Source organism: Rhodococcus sp. UFZ-B548 (assembly GCF_903819475.1).
Classification (GTDB): domain Bacteria; phylum Actinomycetota; class Actinomycetes; order Mycobacteriales; family Mycobacteriaceae; genus Rhodococcus_F; species Rhodococcus_F erythropolis.
The window spans coordinates 94459-107884 of sequence record NZ_CAIJDS010000013.1; the positions used below are offsets into that span (position 1 = coordinate 94459).

The following is a 13426-nucleotide window of genomic DNA, read 5'->3' on the forward strand; positions in this document are numbered from 1 at the left end:
AAGGCGCACAGCAGTTCAGGCAGTGGCGTAATGCAGCGCCACGATGCCGCCGGTGAGGTTGCGCCACTTGACGTTCTTCCACCCGGCAGCCTCGATCTTGCGAGCCAACTCTTCCTGGGTCGGCCAGGCACGGATCGATTCCGCGAGGTAGACGTAGGCGTCGGGGTTGCTGCTGACGGTGCGTGCGACCTGCGGGAGCGCCTTCATGAGGTACTCCATGTAGACCGTGCGGAAGGGCCCGAAGACGGGCGTCGAGAACTCGCTGACGACGAGACGTCCGCCCGGCTTGGTGACGCGGGCGATCTCGCGCAGTCCGGCTTCGAAGTCGGAGACGTTGCGCAGGCCGAAGGAAATCGTCGCGGCATCGAACACGTTGTCGGCATAGGGCAGGTACATCGCGTCACCTGCGACCATCGGAACTTTGCGCGAGATTCCGGCCTTGAGCATTCCCTTGGAGAAGTCGGTGGCGACGCACCAGGCACCGGATCGCCCCAGTTCGACGGTCGAGACTCCGGTTCCGGCGGCGAGGTCGAGTACCTTCTCGCCCGGCTTGAGGTCGAGGGCTTCGCGGGTGGCCTTGCGCCAACCCTTGTCCTGGCCGAAGGACAGCACGGTGTTGGTGAGGTCGTATCGCTCCGCGACGTCGTCGAACATCGACGCGACTTCGTGCGGTTGCTTCTCGAGAGTTGCTCGGGTTCCGTGTGTAGTGGCCACACCCGAAACGCTACCAACCCTCGGGCAGCGAAGGCGTTCAGGCTGCTCTGGCACCCGTTCGCCGCCCGAGGCCCTGCACGTCCTCGTAGTGACGGAGCAACTCTTCGCAGATTGCCGGCCAGGTCCGGTGCAGCACCGAGCGCCTCGCCGCGGAGCCGAACTGCACCCGCAGATCACGCTGACGAAGTGCGTCGACGGCGCTTGGCAGGAGTTCGGTGAACCTGTCCGTCGGCAGGAGGTAGCCGTTGCGGCAATGCGAGATCAGGTCACGCGGGCCACCGGCGTCCGGTCCGACGACAGGTACACCGCTCGCGAGGGCTTCCTGAACCGCCTGGCAGAAAGTTTCGTGCTCGCCGGGGTGAACGAATACGTCCAGGCTCGCATAGGCGTCGGCCAGCGCGGTACCGCCGAGTTGTCCGGTGAAGATCGCATCCGGCATCAGTCGTCGTAGGTTCTCGCGATCCGGGCCGTCTCCGACGATCACGATCTGCACGCTGGGATCGGCCGCCAGCACGGCCAGTCGCTCGACATGCTTTTCGGGCGCGAGGCGACCGACGAAGCCGACCACCAACCTGTCGCTGTCGCCGATCCAGGACTGCCGCAACGCCGAGCTACGACGCGAAGGCGCGAATCGTTGTGCGTCGACGCCGCGGGCCCATCGGTGCACGCGCGGAATGCCGTGCTCTTCGAGGGCGTCGACTGCCGACGTGGAGGGTGCAAGGGTCCTGTTGCAGCTCTTGTGGATTCGACGGGTCCACGCCCACGCGGCGCGACTGGTGACGCCGAGACCGTAGCTTTCGGCAAATCCGGCGACGTCGGTCTGGTAAACCGCGACGGTGGGTATCGCGAGCCGCTTGGCGACGGCCACTCCCCCGGCGCCGAGCAGGAACGGCGACGCCAGATGGACGACGTCGGGCGCGAAGGTCCGCACGGCCGTCGTCAGACGCGGTTGTGGCAGGCCGACGGGGAGTGAACTGACTTTGGGCACCATGACGGCGGGCACCCGAACCACCTGAACACCTTCGTGTTCGGTGGCGGCAGAGGTGTCGGATCCGACAGTGTCCGGCGCAATGACCATGGCGTCGTGGCCAGTGCGATCGAGGTGTTCGAGCACGCGTAGTACCGAGTTGGTGACGCCGTTCATGTTGGGCAGGAATGACTCCGCAACGATGGCTACTCTCACACCGAGAACGGTGACAGGGCCAGGAAAAGTCCACGTCATGTTCGTGTGAAGTTCCGGCGAAGCGCGAACTAACTCGAAGCGACCGACGCCGATCCCGGAGCTCCCGCTTCCCGCTTGCGCAGGTACCAGATCGACGGTCCAGCCAGGAGCCACGTCACGACGATCACCGATCCCGCCGGGATCAGCGCCACCGTCGCGTTGCGTCCCGCTACCCGGACCAAATCAGGGTCGGCTTTGGAGTACTCCACCTCGATGCGTTGTCCCACAGTCAGATTGGTGGGGTAGAGCACGCCGAGTTCAGGGTTGTGATTCGCGCCGTCTGGTGTCACGAAGCTGATCGCCGAACGTAGCGAGCCTGCCGAGAGCACCTCGGCGGTTGCGGTCCCCATGTTCGATTCGATGGTCCGATCGTTGCGCCAGGCACCGAGAACCAGGATCACCGCGAGCACCGAAATGCCGACCGCAACCACGAGTACGCCGATGCGGAAGCGCCGCAGAACCGTTTGCGTCACAACTGTGCTCGCACGGAAGCGTGGAGTTCGCGCAGTCCACTGCGATCTGTCGCGACTTCGAGCACACGAATGCCGTTTGCGGGTTGCGCCAGCGTCGTTGCCAGGGCGTCGACGGTGACGGCTGCGTGCGGCACGCGGTAGGCCGCGCACAGCGCAGCGAGGTCCATGCCGTGCGGTGTTCCGAACACTCGCTCGAAGACACCGGCGTACTGCGGGTCGCCTTGTTCGAGGAGTTCGAAGATGCCGCCGCCGTCGTCGTTGGCCACGACGATGGTGAGGTCGCTCGGCCTCGGCTCACCGGTCCCGATCAGCAGCCCGGACGCGTCGTGCAGGAAGGTCAGGTCGCCCATGAGCGCGACGGTCCGGCCGCCCTCGTATGCCAGTGCGGCACCGACCGCCGCCGAGACGGTGCCGTCGATACCTGCGACCCCGCGATTGGACAGCACCCGCACGGCGGGCTTGGGATAGCTCACGAGGGCCGCGTCGCGAACGGGGTTGGACGCGCCGAGCAGAAGCTGGTCGCCGTCCGCGAGTGCATCCATCACGGCAGCTGCCACGTGCAGACCAGTGGCTTTGGGGTGGGCGTCGAGTTGCTTGCGGACGGCAGTTTCGGCGTGTTCGGTCAGCGCGGCGCATCGAGCAATCCAGGCGGGATCGGGCGTCCCGGTGACCACTGCCCTGGTTCCCGTGGCGAGCACGTTGCCGGATACGTCGGGCCAGCGCGGCCCGGTGGTCAGCGCGTAGACGTCGACGCTCGGATCGGCCAAAACCTTCGAGACCTGACGATGCAACGTCGGGCGGCCGGTGATGATCGCCTGCTTGGGCTTGAGTTGCGAGAGCGCGAGTGGATGCAGTGCGATCCCGTGCATCGGAGCCGTCGGCTCGGCCACCGTCGGCAGGCCGGCCAGCTCAGGCCGAAGTGCGCTGCCGTGTCCGGAAATGACCACAGTATCTGCGGTGAGGTCCAGATCGACCGGAACATCGAGCGTCGCGTTCTGCGTGGTGGTCCAGGCTGCACCGCCGGGACGGCCCTCCGGAACCGGGCCATGGACGTGCACGTCCGGCACCAGCGGCTCACGGAGCGGGATGTCGAAATGCACCGGACCCGCGTTTCCGGATCTGGTTCCGCGGGCAGCGGCGAGGACCCGGCAGACCGCCGAGCGCCACTGGCTGTTCTGCGTCGAATCGTCCTCGGCCAATCCCAGGCTGATGGTTGCGCGAACTTGACTGCCGAAGAGCCCGAGCTGCTCGACGGTCTGGTTGGCGCCGGTGCCGAGCATCTCGTACGGCCGGTTGGCGCTCAGGACCACCAGCGGCACTCGCGCGTAGTTCGCCTCGAGGACAGCCGGTCCGAGGTTTGCGACGGCGGTCCCGGAGGTCATCACGATGGGGACCGGTCGTTTCCCGGCGATTGCCAGTCCGAGTGCCAGAAAGCCTGCTGTCCGCTCGTCGATCCGCATGTGCAGACGCAACCGGCCGTCGAGATCGGCGGCCTGGAGGGCAAATGCGAGGGGCGCGTTGCGAGAGCCTGGACACAGCACGACTTCACGCACGCCACCACGAACCAGTTCGTCGACGACGGCTGTGGCTTGTGCAGTGGACGGATTCACGCCTTCAAGAGTGTCAGATGTTCGGGTGCAAGCATGCCCAGGGGCGGGGACAGCGGCATTATGTGTGGGTGCGCACACTCTTCGATCCAGCCGAGCTCGAACCCCGCCGGTTCTATCAGTTACTCACCGCTTCGGTGGTCCCCCGGCCGATTGCCTGGGTGTCCACCCTGTCGGCGGACGGCGTCGGCAATCTGGCTCCGTACAGCTTTTTCACCGTGGCAAGTTCGGCGCCGCCGATCGTGCAGTTCACGTCGGTCGGACGCAAGGACAGTCTGCGCAACATCGAAGCGACCGGCGAATTCGTGATCAACCTGGCGACCGCCACGCTCGCAGACGTGGTGAACAAGAGTTCGGCCTTCTACGACGCCGAGGCCGACGAATTTCTCGAGTTGAACATCCGTAGCGAACCGAGCGAGCGGGTTCGCCCCGTCCGGGTCGCCGACTCCCCGATCGCCATCGAATGCACGCTTCACCAGGTCATCGAGGTCGGTAATTCATTTGTCGTGATGGGAAATGTGGTCGCGGTCGCAGTACGTCCCGAGGCTGTCGCCGACGACGGGTTACCGGACTTCGCGGCAATCGCACCGATGAGCCGACTTGGCCGAGCGCAGTGGGGTCTTCCTCCCGAAGTCGTCGAAAAGGACAGACCCACCACTCCACACCGGCCGTAAATCAGGTTAGGGTTACCTGATTAGGTACGAGTAACAGCTAATCAGGGAGCAACCAGTCATGGCCAAGCGCGCCAAGTTCGTGAAACCGGCCTCACGCAGCATCGTGTCGGCGCAGGTCGTGGCGAACAAACGAATCAGCCCGAGCTTCATCCGGGTGACCATTGCCGGCGAAGAGCTGTCCACCATCGCACCGATGGGTGCCGATCAGTGGTTCCGCATGTTCATCCCGCAGGTCGGCCAGAGCGAACTCCGGTTGCCGAGCGCGGCAAGCAATCTCTGGTACGCGCAGTACCTGTTGATGTCCAAGGACACGCGACCCGTCGTGCGCAACTACACGATTCGCGCCTACCGTGCTGCCGGATCCGGTCTCTTCGGCGAGACCACGGAGATCGACATCGACTTCGCTTATCACGGCGACATCGGCCCGGCATCCGCGTGGGCGGACACCGCGTCGACCGGCGACAATGTCGCCCTCCTCGACGAAGGCTGCATCTACAACCCCACACCCGAGGCCAAGTGGCAACTGCTCGTCGGCGACGAGAGCGCACTTCCGGCGATCATCGGCATTCTGGAAACCGCGCCGGCAGACCTGCGTGCCGAGGTCTTCGTCGAGATTCCGAACATCGAAGACAAGCAAGACATTCCGGAGTTGGCGAACGTCAACGTGCATTGGCTCGTTCGCGAGGACGAACACGCAACGCCGGGTGTTCTGACCCTCGAGACCGTCCGCGCCGCCGAACTGCCCGAGGGGCCGTCCTACACGTTTGTCGCCGGCGAACAGGCACTCACCACCGGGCTGCGTCGGCATCTCGTGAACGACCGAAAGTTCGCCAAGACGGACATCACCTTCACCGGCTTCTGGCGCCACGGACATTCGGCTCACTGACAAACGAATGCAAAAAAACGAGCGGCCCGGGAGAAACTCCCGGGCCGCTCGTTGTCTTACGTTCGCTTATGCAGCGTGCTTCTGGATCACATCGCCCAGACGCGGCAGAGCTGCAGTCACATGCTTCTTGGCCGAACCGCGCAGCTTCGAGTACATCGACTTGACGACGGCCTTGTCGCTACCTTCGATACGCTCGTCCGTCACCTCGAGGAGGGAATCGGCAACCGCGTCACCGCGGGCGCTGATGAAATCGGCGAAGCTGCCTTCACCGGAAGCCGAGAATTCCTGCCAGTACGGCTCGAGCTTTGCCACGAAAGCCGGCAGAAGCGCGGTGACGGCGTCCGGCACGATGGACGGGCTCACCTTCTTGACCGCGCCGTAGCCACCCTTGAGAGCCAGCCCTGAGGCCCCCGACTTATCCGAAACCTCTGCGTCGATCAAGGTCTGCACGTCCGCGACGACCGCGGGAACCCGTGATTCCTCGAGCAGGGTTTCGTTCAGAGCTGCAACCACTTTCGATCCCTTCATTCTTCACTGATGTTCATCAGGTCGCGCCCGAGACTATACGAAATTCGGCAGGTCTCTACTGCCGAGTATCCGATGGCAGCGCCTGGCCCTCTCCAACCACCAGTCGCGCCGGTCCGCGGGCGCGGCCAGCGTCTCGAGCAGAACCGGATCAGGCTCGACGGCACCAACGGACAAAGCGCCATCGACGGCTGCTCCGGTGACCGCGACATCCCGGACGAACAGGCCACCCGTGCCGAGTCCGCAGGCAAACGGAAGCGTGGGCAAGGCTGCCGCGGCCGCCAGTCCCGCGGACATCCCCACAGCCGTGTCCAGCGCACTCGAGACCACCACCGGCACCCCGTAGTCCGCCAGCTGCGCCGACAGCGCCACCACAGCACGCATTCCGCCCAGCGGCGGCACCTTCACGACGGCTACGTCCGCTCCCCCGGCTCGTACGACGCGCAACGGGTCCTCGGCACGGCGAATGCTCTCGTCGGCAGCGATCCGCACACCGGTCCCCGCGGTGCGGACGCTGACCAGTTCCTCGACGCTTGCACACGGCTGCTCCGCGTATTCGAGTTCACCGTCTTCGGTGATCGCTCGCAAAGCCGTGATCGCCTCGTCCACACTCCACCCGCCGTTGGCGTCGACGCGCACGTTCGGGATGTGCCGACGCACCTCGTTCACCCGGGCGACGTCCTGCGCCAACGACTGCCCCTTCTCGGCGACCTTGACCTTGGCGGTCCGGGCCCCGGGGAAGCGCTCCAACAATTGCGGAACGGCCGAGGCGTCGATCGCCGGCACGGTGGCGTTGACGGGAACGGCGTGACGAAGCGCAGGCGGCGGACCCAGCCACGCCGCCTCGATCCCGGCGAGCAGCCACTGCGACGCCTCGTCGTCGTCGTACTCGACGAAGGGTGCGAATTCTCCCCACCCGGCCGGGCCACGAACGAGCAGAGCCTCACGAGTCATGATGCCGCGAAAGCGAACTCGCATCGGCAGCGCGAGCACCACGGCGTCCGAGATCAGATCGTCGAACGAGGGGAACATGTCAGGGCTGTCCTGGAAGCAGTTCGATCATGAGCGCCTCACCGTCGGCGAGGAGCTTGCCGTCGAGGTCGGTCAGGCGTGCGCTGACAAAGGTCTTGCGACCCTCGACCCGATCCACCTTCCCTTCGATCACCAGTTGCGTGTTGAGCGGAGTGATCGCGCGGTAGTTGATGTGGAGGTAGCCGGTCCGGGAAATCGGACGACCACCCGCGTGGACCGTCATCCCGAAGACGTCGTCGAACAGCAAGGGCAGGACACCGCCGTGAGCGGCACCGTTGCCGCCCAGGTGGTAGCGGCGGAAGACGCCGGTACTGCGGACTCCTTCGGTGTCGAACTTCTCGACCATCCACGGGAGCATGAGGAGGCTGCCGCGTCCGGGCAGTTGGATGTTCGAGCCCGCGGGCGACTTGCCCTCCGGCACCTCGTACGGAGTCAACCGATCGGCAAGCTCCTCGGCCTGCGTAGCGATGTCTGCGAGTACGTCGTCGGGAACATTGGTCGAGACGGCAAGGTCCTGCAACCTGCGCATCGCTTCGACGAAGCGGCCGAAGTCCGGACCTGCGGGAGTGTGCCGGAACCGTGGAAATCCGCCCCGCTTCTCACCGTCTGTGACGATCTCCGTGCCGTCTGCGGTTTGTTCGCTCATGACCTGCACGTTAGCGCGCCCGGGAACGTGTTCTACCTCAGGCATCCGTTAGACACGCAAGGCGTGCCTCTATCGTGACTGAGGTGACCTTCAACCCGCAGCTCTGGCGCCCTGTTCCCGGATTCGAGAACCTCACCGACATCACGTACCACCGGCACGTCAGTCAAGGCACCGTTCGCGTCGCCTTCGACCGACCGGAAGTACGTAATGCGTTCCGCCCGCACACCGTCGACGAGTTGTACCGCGCGCTCGATCACGCCCGTATGACCTCCGACGTGGGAGCGGTCCTGCTCACCGGCAACGGACCGAGCGAGAAGGACGGCGGCTGGGCGTTCTGCTCGGGCGGAGACCAGCGCATCCGTGGCCGCAGCGGCTACCAGTACGCCGAAGGTGAAACGGCGGACACCGTCGACAAAGCACGCGCCGGACGCCTTCACATCCTCGAGGTCCAGCGCCTGATCCGCTTCATGCCGAAGGTCGTAATCTGCCTGGTCAACGGTTGGGCTGCGGGCGGCGGTCACAGCCTGCACGTGGTGTGCGACCTGACGCTCGCCAGCCGCGAGCACGCACGGTTCAAGCAGACCGACGCCGACGTCGGAAGCTTCGACGGCGGCTACGGCAGCGCCTATCTGGCAAAGATGGTGGGCCAGAAGTTCGCTCGCGAGATCTTCTTCCTGGGTGAGACGTACACCGCCGAGGAAATGCATCAGATGGGCGCGGTCAACAAGGTTGTCGACCACGCGGAACTCGAAAACGTCGCGATCGACTGGGCAGGCAAGATCAACGGCAAGTCGCCGCAGGCACAGCGGATGCTCAAGTACGCGTTCAACCTGCAGGACGACGGGTTGGTCGGCCAGCAGCTGTTCGCCGGTGAGGCAACACGTTTGGCGTACATGACCGACGAGGCCGTCGAGGGTCGCGACTCGTTCCTCGAAAAGCGTGATCCCGATTGGTCACCATATCCCTGGTACTTCTGAGACAGTAGGTGCGAGAGGGAGGTCGGACGTGGAGATTCTGAGTAGCCGTACGATATTGCGCCCGAGCGAGTACGAACGAACGCTGAGCTTCTACCGAGACACCCTCGGTCTGGCGATCGCTCGTGAATATCCCGGCGGCACAGTCTTCTTCGCCGGCCAAGGGCTGATCGAAGTCGCTGCGCACGGCGGCACCGGCGAAGGTGGCTTTCGCGGCGCGATCTGGCTGCAGGTCCGTGACCTCACTGCCGCTCAGACCGAACTGGTTCTCGCCGGAGTCAAGATCGCCCGCGAGGCCAGGCAAGAACCGTGGGGTCTGCACGAGATGTGGATCGCCGACCCCGACGGGACACCGATCGTGATGGTGCAGATCCCGGAGGACCATCCGATCCGACGCGATTCCCGGCCACCGTCCGCGTAGTCGAGACACAGCTGTAGCCGAGCAGTGACAGATGCCCGCCACGACTTTCGTGGCGGGCATCTGTCGGTTCTTCGCAGAGATCAGTTGCGCGTGCTCAGCGCCTGAGAGATCTGATCTGTCTGGGCCTGACCCTCGAGCAGTTGGCGAACCAACCACAGCCGCAGCACCTTTGCCACCGATGCGGCCAGGAAGAGTGCGGCACCGACCACTGTCAGGGCGAGGAAAACCACGGTGAGGATCTGGTACGACACCAGATCCCGCAGGTCCGAGAGCGTCAGCGAAGAGATGTAGACGACGAAGGCGCCGACCACACCGACGACCATGAGCACCAGGCCGGCGATGCGCGTCGCAGCGTCGCCGCCTGCCTGCTTCTTGTCCAGCTTCAACTCTGCGATGTTCTTCTTGAATTCCTCACGGCGATCTTCGGCGAGAGTAGTCATCGTCATCCTCCTAGATAACTGGTAGAAAGTTCGTTTTCGATGTCGAGGGGATCGCCGGTCTTCACGACGCGTCCCTGCAACATCAGTGCGGCCGAGGTCGCGATGGGCAGTACCGCTCGTGCGAACTGCTCGGCGACGAGAATGGAAATGCCTTCGGCTGCAAGCGAGCCGACGACGTCGTACATCTGCGAGACGATTCGCGGTGCGAGACCCATCGACAGCTCGTCGAGCAGGAGCACCGTCGGGTGAGTGCCGAGCGCCCGTGACAGCGCCAGCATCTGCTGCTCGCCGCCGGACATCGATCCGGCCAACTGCCCGCGCCGCTCCCCCAGGATCGGGAACCTGCTGTACGCAACCTCTTCGAGTTCGGCCAACCCGACGCCCGTTCCCGTGGCGATCCACAGATTTTCGCGCACGGTCAGGTTTGCGAAGATCCCGCGTCCCTCGGGGATGGAGCAGACGCCCAGCCTCGCCAACTCCGAAGGCTCGACGCCGTTCACGACCTGGCCCGCGAGCCGGAACTCGCCGCGGGTGACCGGCAGGACGCCTGAGCAGATCTTGAGCGTCGACGTCTTGCCACCACCGTTGGGTCCGAGCAGCGCCACCACTGCGCCCGGTTCGAGTACCAGATCCACCCCGTGCAGAACCTCGATGGATCCGTAACCGGCACGGACACCGGACAGTTCGAGCAACGGTTCGGCGCGGTCGGGGCCGCGTATGCCCTCGTCGATTTTCGCCTCGCCAATTTTCGCTGAAGTCATACCGCCTCCTCCTCGGTCCCGATGTAGGCCGCGATCACTTCCGGATCCGTCCGGATCTTCTCCGGATCGCCCGATGCGAGGACTGCGCCGTAGTCGAGCACGTGAATGGTCGAGCACACCTTCATCACCAGCGGAATGTCGTGCTCCACCAGACAGATTCCGAGTCCACCCGCCGCCAGCTCGGTGAGCATCTCGGCAAAGACCTCGGTTTCCTGCTCGGTCTGGCCCGAGGCCGGTTCGTCGAGCAGCAGCACTCGCGGGTCGGTCATGAGCGCCCGTGCAACTTCGACTACGCGGGCGCGTCCGGTGGGGATGTCCGCGACGTCCTTGTCCGCGACATCCGTCAGCCCGGTCAGCTCCAGCAGACGATCCGTCTCGCTGTCCACGTCGATCTTGTTGCGGCCGTTCGCCTTGTGGATGTCTCCCGCGACACGCAGGTTGTCACGCACCGACAGCGAGACGAACAGTTCGAGCCGCTGGAAGGTACGCGCAAGCCCGCGACCTGCCCGCTTGTGCGGCGGCAGCTTCGTCACGTCGACGCCGCCGAGGAACACCTGACCGGACGTGGGTTTCTGCAGCCCGGTGATGGTGTTGAAGAGCGTCGTCTTGCCCGCACCATTCGGTCCGATCAGTCCCGTCACGGTTCCGGGTTGCACGGTGAGCGAAACGTCCTTGACCGCGACGTGCCCACCGAAACGAACGCTCACACCGCGTGTTTCGAGAAGAGGTGCATCAGACATGGGCGGTCAACTCCTTCGGCGAGCCGCCCTGGTACTGAGGAATCCCCAGTTCGCGGTCGATCTCGTCACGGATCTCGGGGCTGTACGGGACGTCGATCCCGACGTCTTCGGGAACGACTGTCGCCTTGGCTGCCAATTCTTCCGGAGTGAGAACCGCACGGGGCATGACCATCTCGCCGATCACGGGCAGCATGAACACCACCGCGATCGTGATGGATGCGAACCACCAGTTGCCGAGTACGCCGGTCAGAGCAAGGACGTAGGTCAGCAGAACGACTGCGGCGCCGCCGATCAGAACCGGCCTGGCATCGGAGAGTCGACGGTATCCCTCGATCACGCTGTGCACGGTGCCACTGGGGTTCGCGCCGACACCGATGCCGATCAGGGCCGGGCTGACGGCCGCGATGTTGCCCAGCAGCAGCCACATTCCCTCCAACTCCGGTTGCGCCGAAGCCAGATTGGTGAACGAGACCATGATGACGGCAAAGCCGATTCCGGCCATGAGGCCACCGAACAGCGCGCCGGTGACGTATCCGATGCCCGCGACGACGGTCAGCATGAGCAGCGAGAGGCTGACCATGATGGCAAAGCTCTCACCCGAGACCGAACCCATCGCGCTCGACATCAGAATGCCGCCGAGACCGGCGATCCCCGAAGAGATCATGAAGACGCTCAGCTTGAGCCGAACCAGGCTCTGGCCGAGCATGGCCGAACCGGCCGGGCTGTCCTTCATCGCAGCGAGACGGCGCCCGTAGCCGCTGTTACGCAACGCGATGACGCCGACGCCGAGTACCGAGAACAGCGCGGTCACGGTCATCAGGAACACCGTTTCGTTGCTCAGATCGAGCGGGCCGATCTTCAGCGGCGGGAGGGCGATGTTGCCGTCTTTGAACAGCGAATACTTCATGCCGAACATCTCGTGTTCGGTGGTGTCGCGAAGGACCATGTTGGAGAGGAACACTCCGAATGCCATGGTCGCAAGCGCGAGATACAGCCCTCTGAGCCGCAGCGCCGGCAGGGCGACGAGGCCACCGATCACTGCGGTGACGAGGACTCCGACGACGATGCCCCACAGGTTGAGGTGCGCAGCCAACCCGGAACCTGAGATCCCGAAGTGGAAGGCCACGATGGTCGCGATAGCGCCGAAAGATACCGGCGCCAAGTTCAATTCACCCGCGTAGCCGGTGAGGAGCGTGAGCGAGAGTGCGATGATCGCGAAAGTCATTCCGATGGTCAGTGTCGTGACCGCCGACGTCACCATCAGCAGACGGATCAGGTACACGATGACGATCAGTGCCACGCCCCAGACGACGGCCTTGCGTACGCTCGGAACGTGGTACCGCTCGCGAGTGCGAGTGACCGCGCCGCGCAGGCGGTCCTGAGGTAGGACGATGAGTACGACGAACAGCGCGATCATCGGCAGGGAGACACGGAAATTCGACGTCCAACTCCAACTGGTCGGGAAGTACGCCAATACGTACGTACCGGCAAGCCCGAGAACCACGGCGCCGACAAACGTGCGTGGGATGCTGCGCAACCGACCGAACATGGCCGCGGCAAACGCGTCGATCACCAAGAGCGTCAACATGTTCGCCTCGAGTGTGCCGCCACTGATCGGGGTGATCAGGATGCCGGCCAGGACTGCGAGCGTCGAACCCATCGCCCAGGACAGTGCCGCGAGACGCTCCGGATTGTGGCCGTTGAGGCGCAGTAGTTCCGGATCGTCGACGACGCCGCGCATCGCAACACCGGCACGGGTGCGCGTGAAAAGAATACGCAGACCGACGGCGATAGCGATCGCAACGAGGATGCAGATCAGCTCGTGGTAGCGGATGCTCGCGCCGAACACCGTGATCTTGGACTGGTCACCGAAGAACATCTGCATCGTTCGGGCGGTCTCGGGATGCCAGAACCAGTGAGAAATCGAGAGCATTCCGAGCAGGATCGATACCGTCACAACGATTTTGGTGACCTCGGCGGTATCGCGTAGCCCCTTCATGATCAGGACGTAGAGGCCGAGACCCATCAGCGGACCGACCAGGACCAACGAGATCAGCAAGGCAACGACAGTGGGAAGTTCCCAGCCGTAGCGCAACTGCCAGTAGATGAACGCACCGAGCATTGCCTGTGCACCGTGCGCGAAGTTGAAGATGCCTGACGTGTTGTACGTGAGTACAAGCCCGGAGGCGGCGATCGCGTACACCGATCCCAGGACCAGGCCCAGGATCGTGAAAGTGACAAAAGTGTTCATGGCTGAACCCTCGTTAGGGACTCGGACGGCGGTTGGCGCTCGCCGCCCGAGTCGGAAGAA

At 64.4% G+C, this 13426-nt stretch carries 15 protein-coding genes; 4 read left to right on the forward strand and 11 right to left on the reverse strand.

Translation table 11 applies throughout. From position 1 onward, the window contains the following. Positions 1–15: 15 nt before the first annotated feature. From H7C86_RS14065 to menD, 4 genes are all read right to left on the reverse strand, one after another. Positions 16–714: a demethylmenaquinone methyltransferase gene (locus tag H7C86_RS14065; protein WP_003941879.1), complete on the reverse strand. Its 699-nt coding sequence runs from the start codon at positions 712–714 to the stop codon at positions 16–18. A gap of 37 nt (positions 715–751) precedes the next feature. Then, the gene (locus H7C86_RS14070) at positions 752–1897 is read right to left on the reverse strand and encodes a glycosyltransferase family 1 protein (protein WP_029536746.1); all 1146 of its coding nucleotides are present in this window, start codon (positions 1895–1897) and stop codon (positions 752–754) included. Between the two features lie 68 nt (positions 1898–1965). Beyond that, positions 1966–2409, reverse strand: coding sequence for a DUF3592 domain-containing protein (locus H7C86_RS14075; protein WP_019744321.1), 444 nt, complete (start codon positions 2407–2409; stop codon positions 1966–1968). Next, positions 2406–4019, reverse strand: a complete 1614-nt coding sequence (gene menD / locus H7C86_RS14080; protein WP_020906813.1) for a 2-succinyl-5-enolpyruvyl-6-hydroxy-3-cyclohexene-1-carboxylic-acid synthase — start codon at positions 4017–4019, stop codon at positions 2406–2408. Before menD ends, H7C86_RS14075 begins: the two co-directional genes overlap by 4 nt. 68 nt (positions 4020–4087) lie before the next feature. Between menD and H7C86_RS14085 the strand changes: the two genes are divergently transcribed. Both H7C86_RS14085 and H7C86_RS14090 read left to right on the forward strand, forming a co-directional pair. Then, the gene (locus tag H7C86_RS14085) at positions 4088–4690 is read left to right on the forward strand and encodes a flavin reductase family protein (protein WP_021343457.1); all 603 of its coding nucleotides are present in this window, start codon (positions 4088–4090) and stop codon (positions 4688–4690) included. 58 nt (positions 4691–4748) lie between these two features. Continuing rightward, on the forward strand, positions 4749–5576 hold the full coding sequence (locus H7C86_RS14090) for a siderophore-interacting protein (protein ID WP_020968957.1): 828 nt from the start codon (positions 4749–4751) through the stop codon (positions 5574–5576). 66 nt (positions 5577–5642) lie between these two features. Here the strand turns inward: H7C86_RS14090 and H7C86_RS14095 are convergent, their stop codons facing one another. From H7C86_RS14095 to H7C86_RS14105, 3 genes are read right to left on the reverse strand one after another with little or no spacing between them, the layout of a single operon-like run. Then, positions 5643–6089, reverse strand: coding sequence for a DUF6918 family protein (locus tag H7C86_RS14095; RefSeq protein WP_003941973.1), 447 nt, complete (start codon positions 6087–6089; stop codon positions 5643–5645). 48 nt (positions 6090–6137) lie between these two features. Beyond that, positions 6138–7133, reverse strand: coding sequence for an o-succinylbenzoate synthase (locus tag H7C86_RS14100; protein ID WP_182261700.1), 996 nt, complete (start codon positions 7131–7133; stop codon positions 6138–6140). A gap of 1 nt (position 7134) precedes the next feature. Further along, on the reverse strand, positions 7135–7779 hold the full coding sequence (locus tag H7C86_RS14105; RefSeq protein WP_024487302.1) for a PaaI family thioesterase: 645 nt from the start codon (positions 7777–7779) through the stop codon (positions 7135–7137). A gap of 83 nt (positions 7780–7862) precedes the next feature. Here H7C86_RS14105 and H7C86_RS14110 point away from each other — a divergent pair, with 83 nt between their 5' ends. Together H7C86_RS14110 and H7C86_RS14115 are read left to right on the forward strand one after the other, a co-directional pair. Next, positions 7863–8756, forward strand: a complete 894-nt coding sequence (locus tag H7C86_RS14110) for a 1,4-dihydroxy-2-naphthoyl-CoA synthase (protein WP_024487301.1) — start codon at positions 7863–7865, stop codon at positions 8754–8756. A gap of 28 nt (positions 8757–8784) precedes the next feature. After that, on the forward strand, positions 8785–9174 hold the full coding sequence (locus tag H7C86_RS14115) for a VOC family protein (RefSeq protein ID WP_019744328.1): 390 nt from the start codon (positions 8785–8787) through the stop codon (positions 9172–9174). Positions 9175–9254: 80 nt separating this feature from the next. Here the strand turns inward: H7C86_RS14115 and H7C86_RS14120 are convergent, their stop codons facing one another. Genes H7C86_RS14120 through H7C86_RS14135 form a run of 4 tightly spaced genes read right to left on the reverse strand, consistent with a single transcriptional unit; the run spans position 9255 to position 13366 of the window. Then, complete coding sequence (locus tag H7C86_RS14120) at positions 9255–9614, reverse strand: hypothetical protein (RefSeq protein ID WP_003942018.1); 360 nt, start codon at positions 9612–9614, stop codon at positions 9255–9257. A gap of 2 nt (positions 9615–9616) precedes the next feature. Next, on the reverse strand, positions 9617–10375 hold the full coding sequence (locus tag H7C86_RS14125) for an ABC transporter ATP-binding protein (RefSeq protein WP_259349122.1): 759 nt from the start codon (positions 10373–10375) through the stop codon (positions 9617–9619). Then, positions 10372–11115, reverse strand: a complete 744-nt coding sequence (locus tag H7C86_RS14130) for an ABC transporter ATP-binding protein (RefSeq protein ID WP_020968954.1) — start codon at positions 11113–11115, stop codon at positions 10372–10374. Before H7C86_RS14130 ends, H7C86_RS14125 begins: the two co-directional genes overlap by 4 nt. Next, positions 11108–13366 (reverse strand): ABC transporter permease, encoded by a 2259-nt coding sequence (locus tag H7C86_RS14135; RefSeq protein WP_030535486.1) that lies wholly within the window; start codon positions 13364–13366, stop codon positions 11108–11110. The genes H7C86_RS14130 and H7C86_RS14135 overlap by 8 nt, the downstream gene beginning before the upstream one ends. Between the last annotated feature and the right edge of the window lie 60 nt (positions 13367–13426).

Excerpts from the sequence above, each read along its gene's own strand:
- H7C86_RS14090 (WP_020968957.1), top strand. The coding sequence starts at position 4,749 with ATGGCCAAGCGCGCCAAGTTCGTGAAACCGGCCTCACGCAGCATCGTG.
- H7C86_RS14100 (WP_182261700.1), bottom strand. The coding sequence starts at position 7,133 with ATGTTCCCCTCGTTCGACGATCTGATCTCGGACGCCGTGGTGCTCGCG.
- H7C86_RS14105 (WP_024487302.1), bottom strand. The coding sequence starts at position 7,779 with ATGAGCGAACAAACCGCAGACGGCACGGAGATCGTCACAGACGGTGAG.
- H7C86_RS14120 (WP_003942018.1), bottom strand. The coding sequence starts at position 9,614 with ATGACTACTCTCGCCGAAGATCGCCGTGAGGAATTCAAGAAGAACATC.
- H7C86_RS14125 (WP_259349122.1), bottom strand. The coding sequence starts at position 10,375 with ATGACTTCAGCGAAAATTGGCGAGGCGAAAATCGACGAGGGCATACGC.
- H7C86_RS14130 (WP_020968954.1), bottom strand. The coding sequence starts at position 11,115 with ATGTCTGATGCACCTCTTCTCGAAACACGCGGTGTGAGCGTTCGTTTC.
- H7C86_RS14135 (WP_030535486.1), bottom strand. The coding sequence starts at position 13,366 with ATGAACACTTTTGTCACTTTCACGATCCTGGGCCTGGTCCTGGGATCG.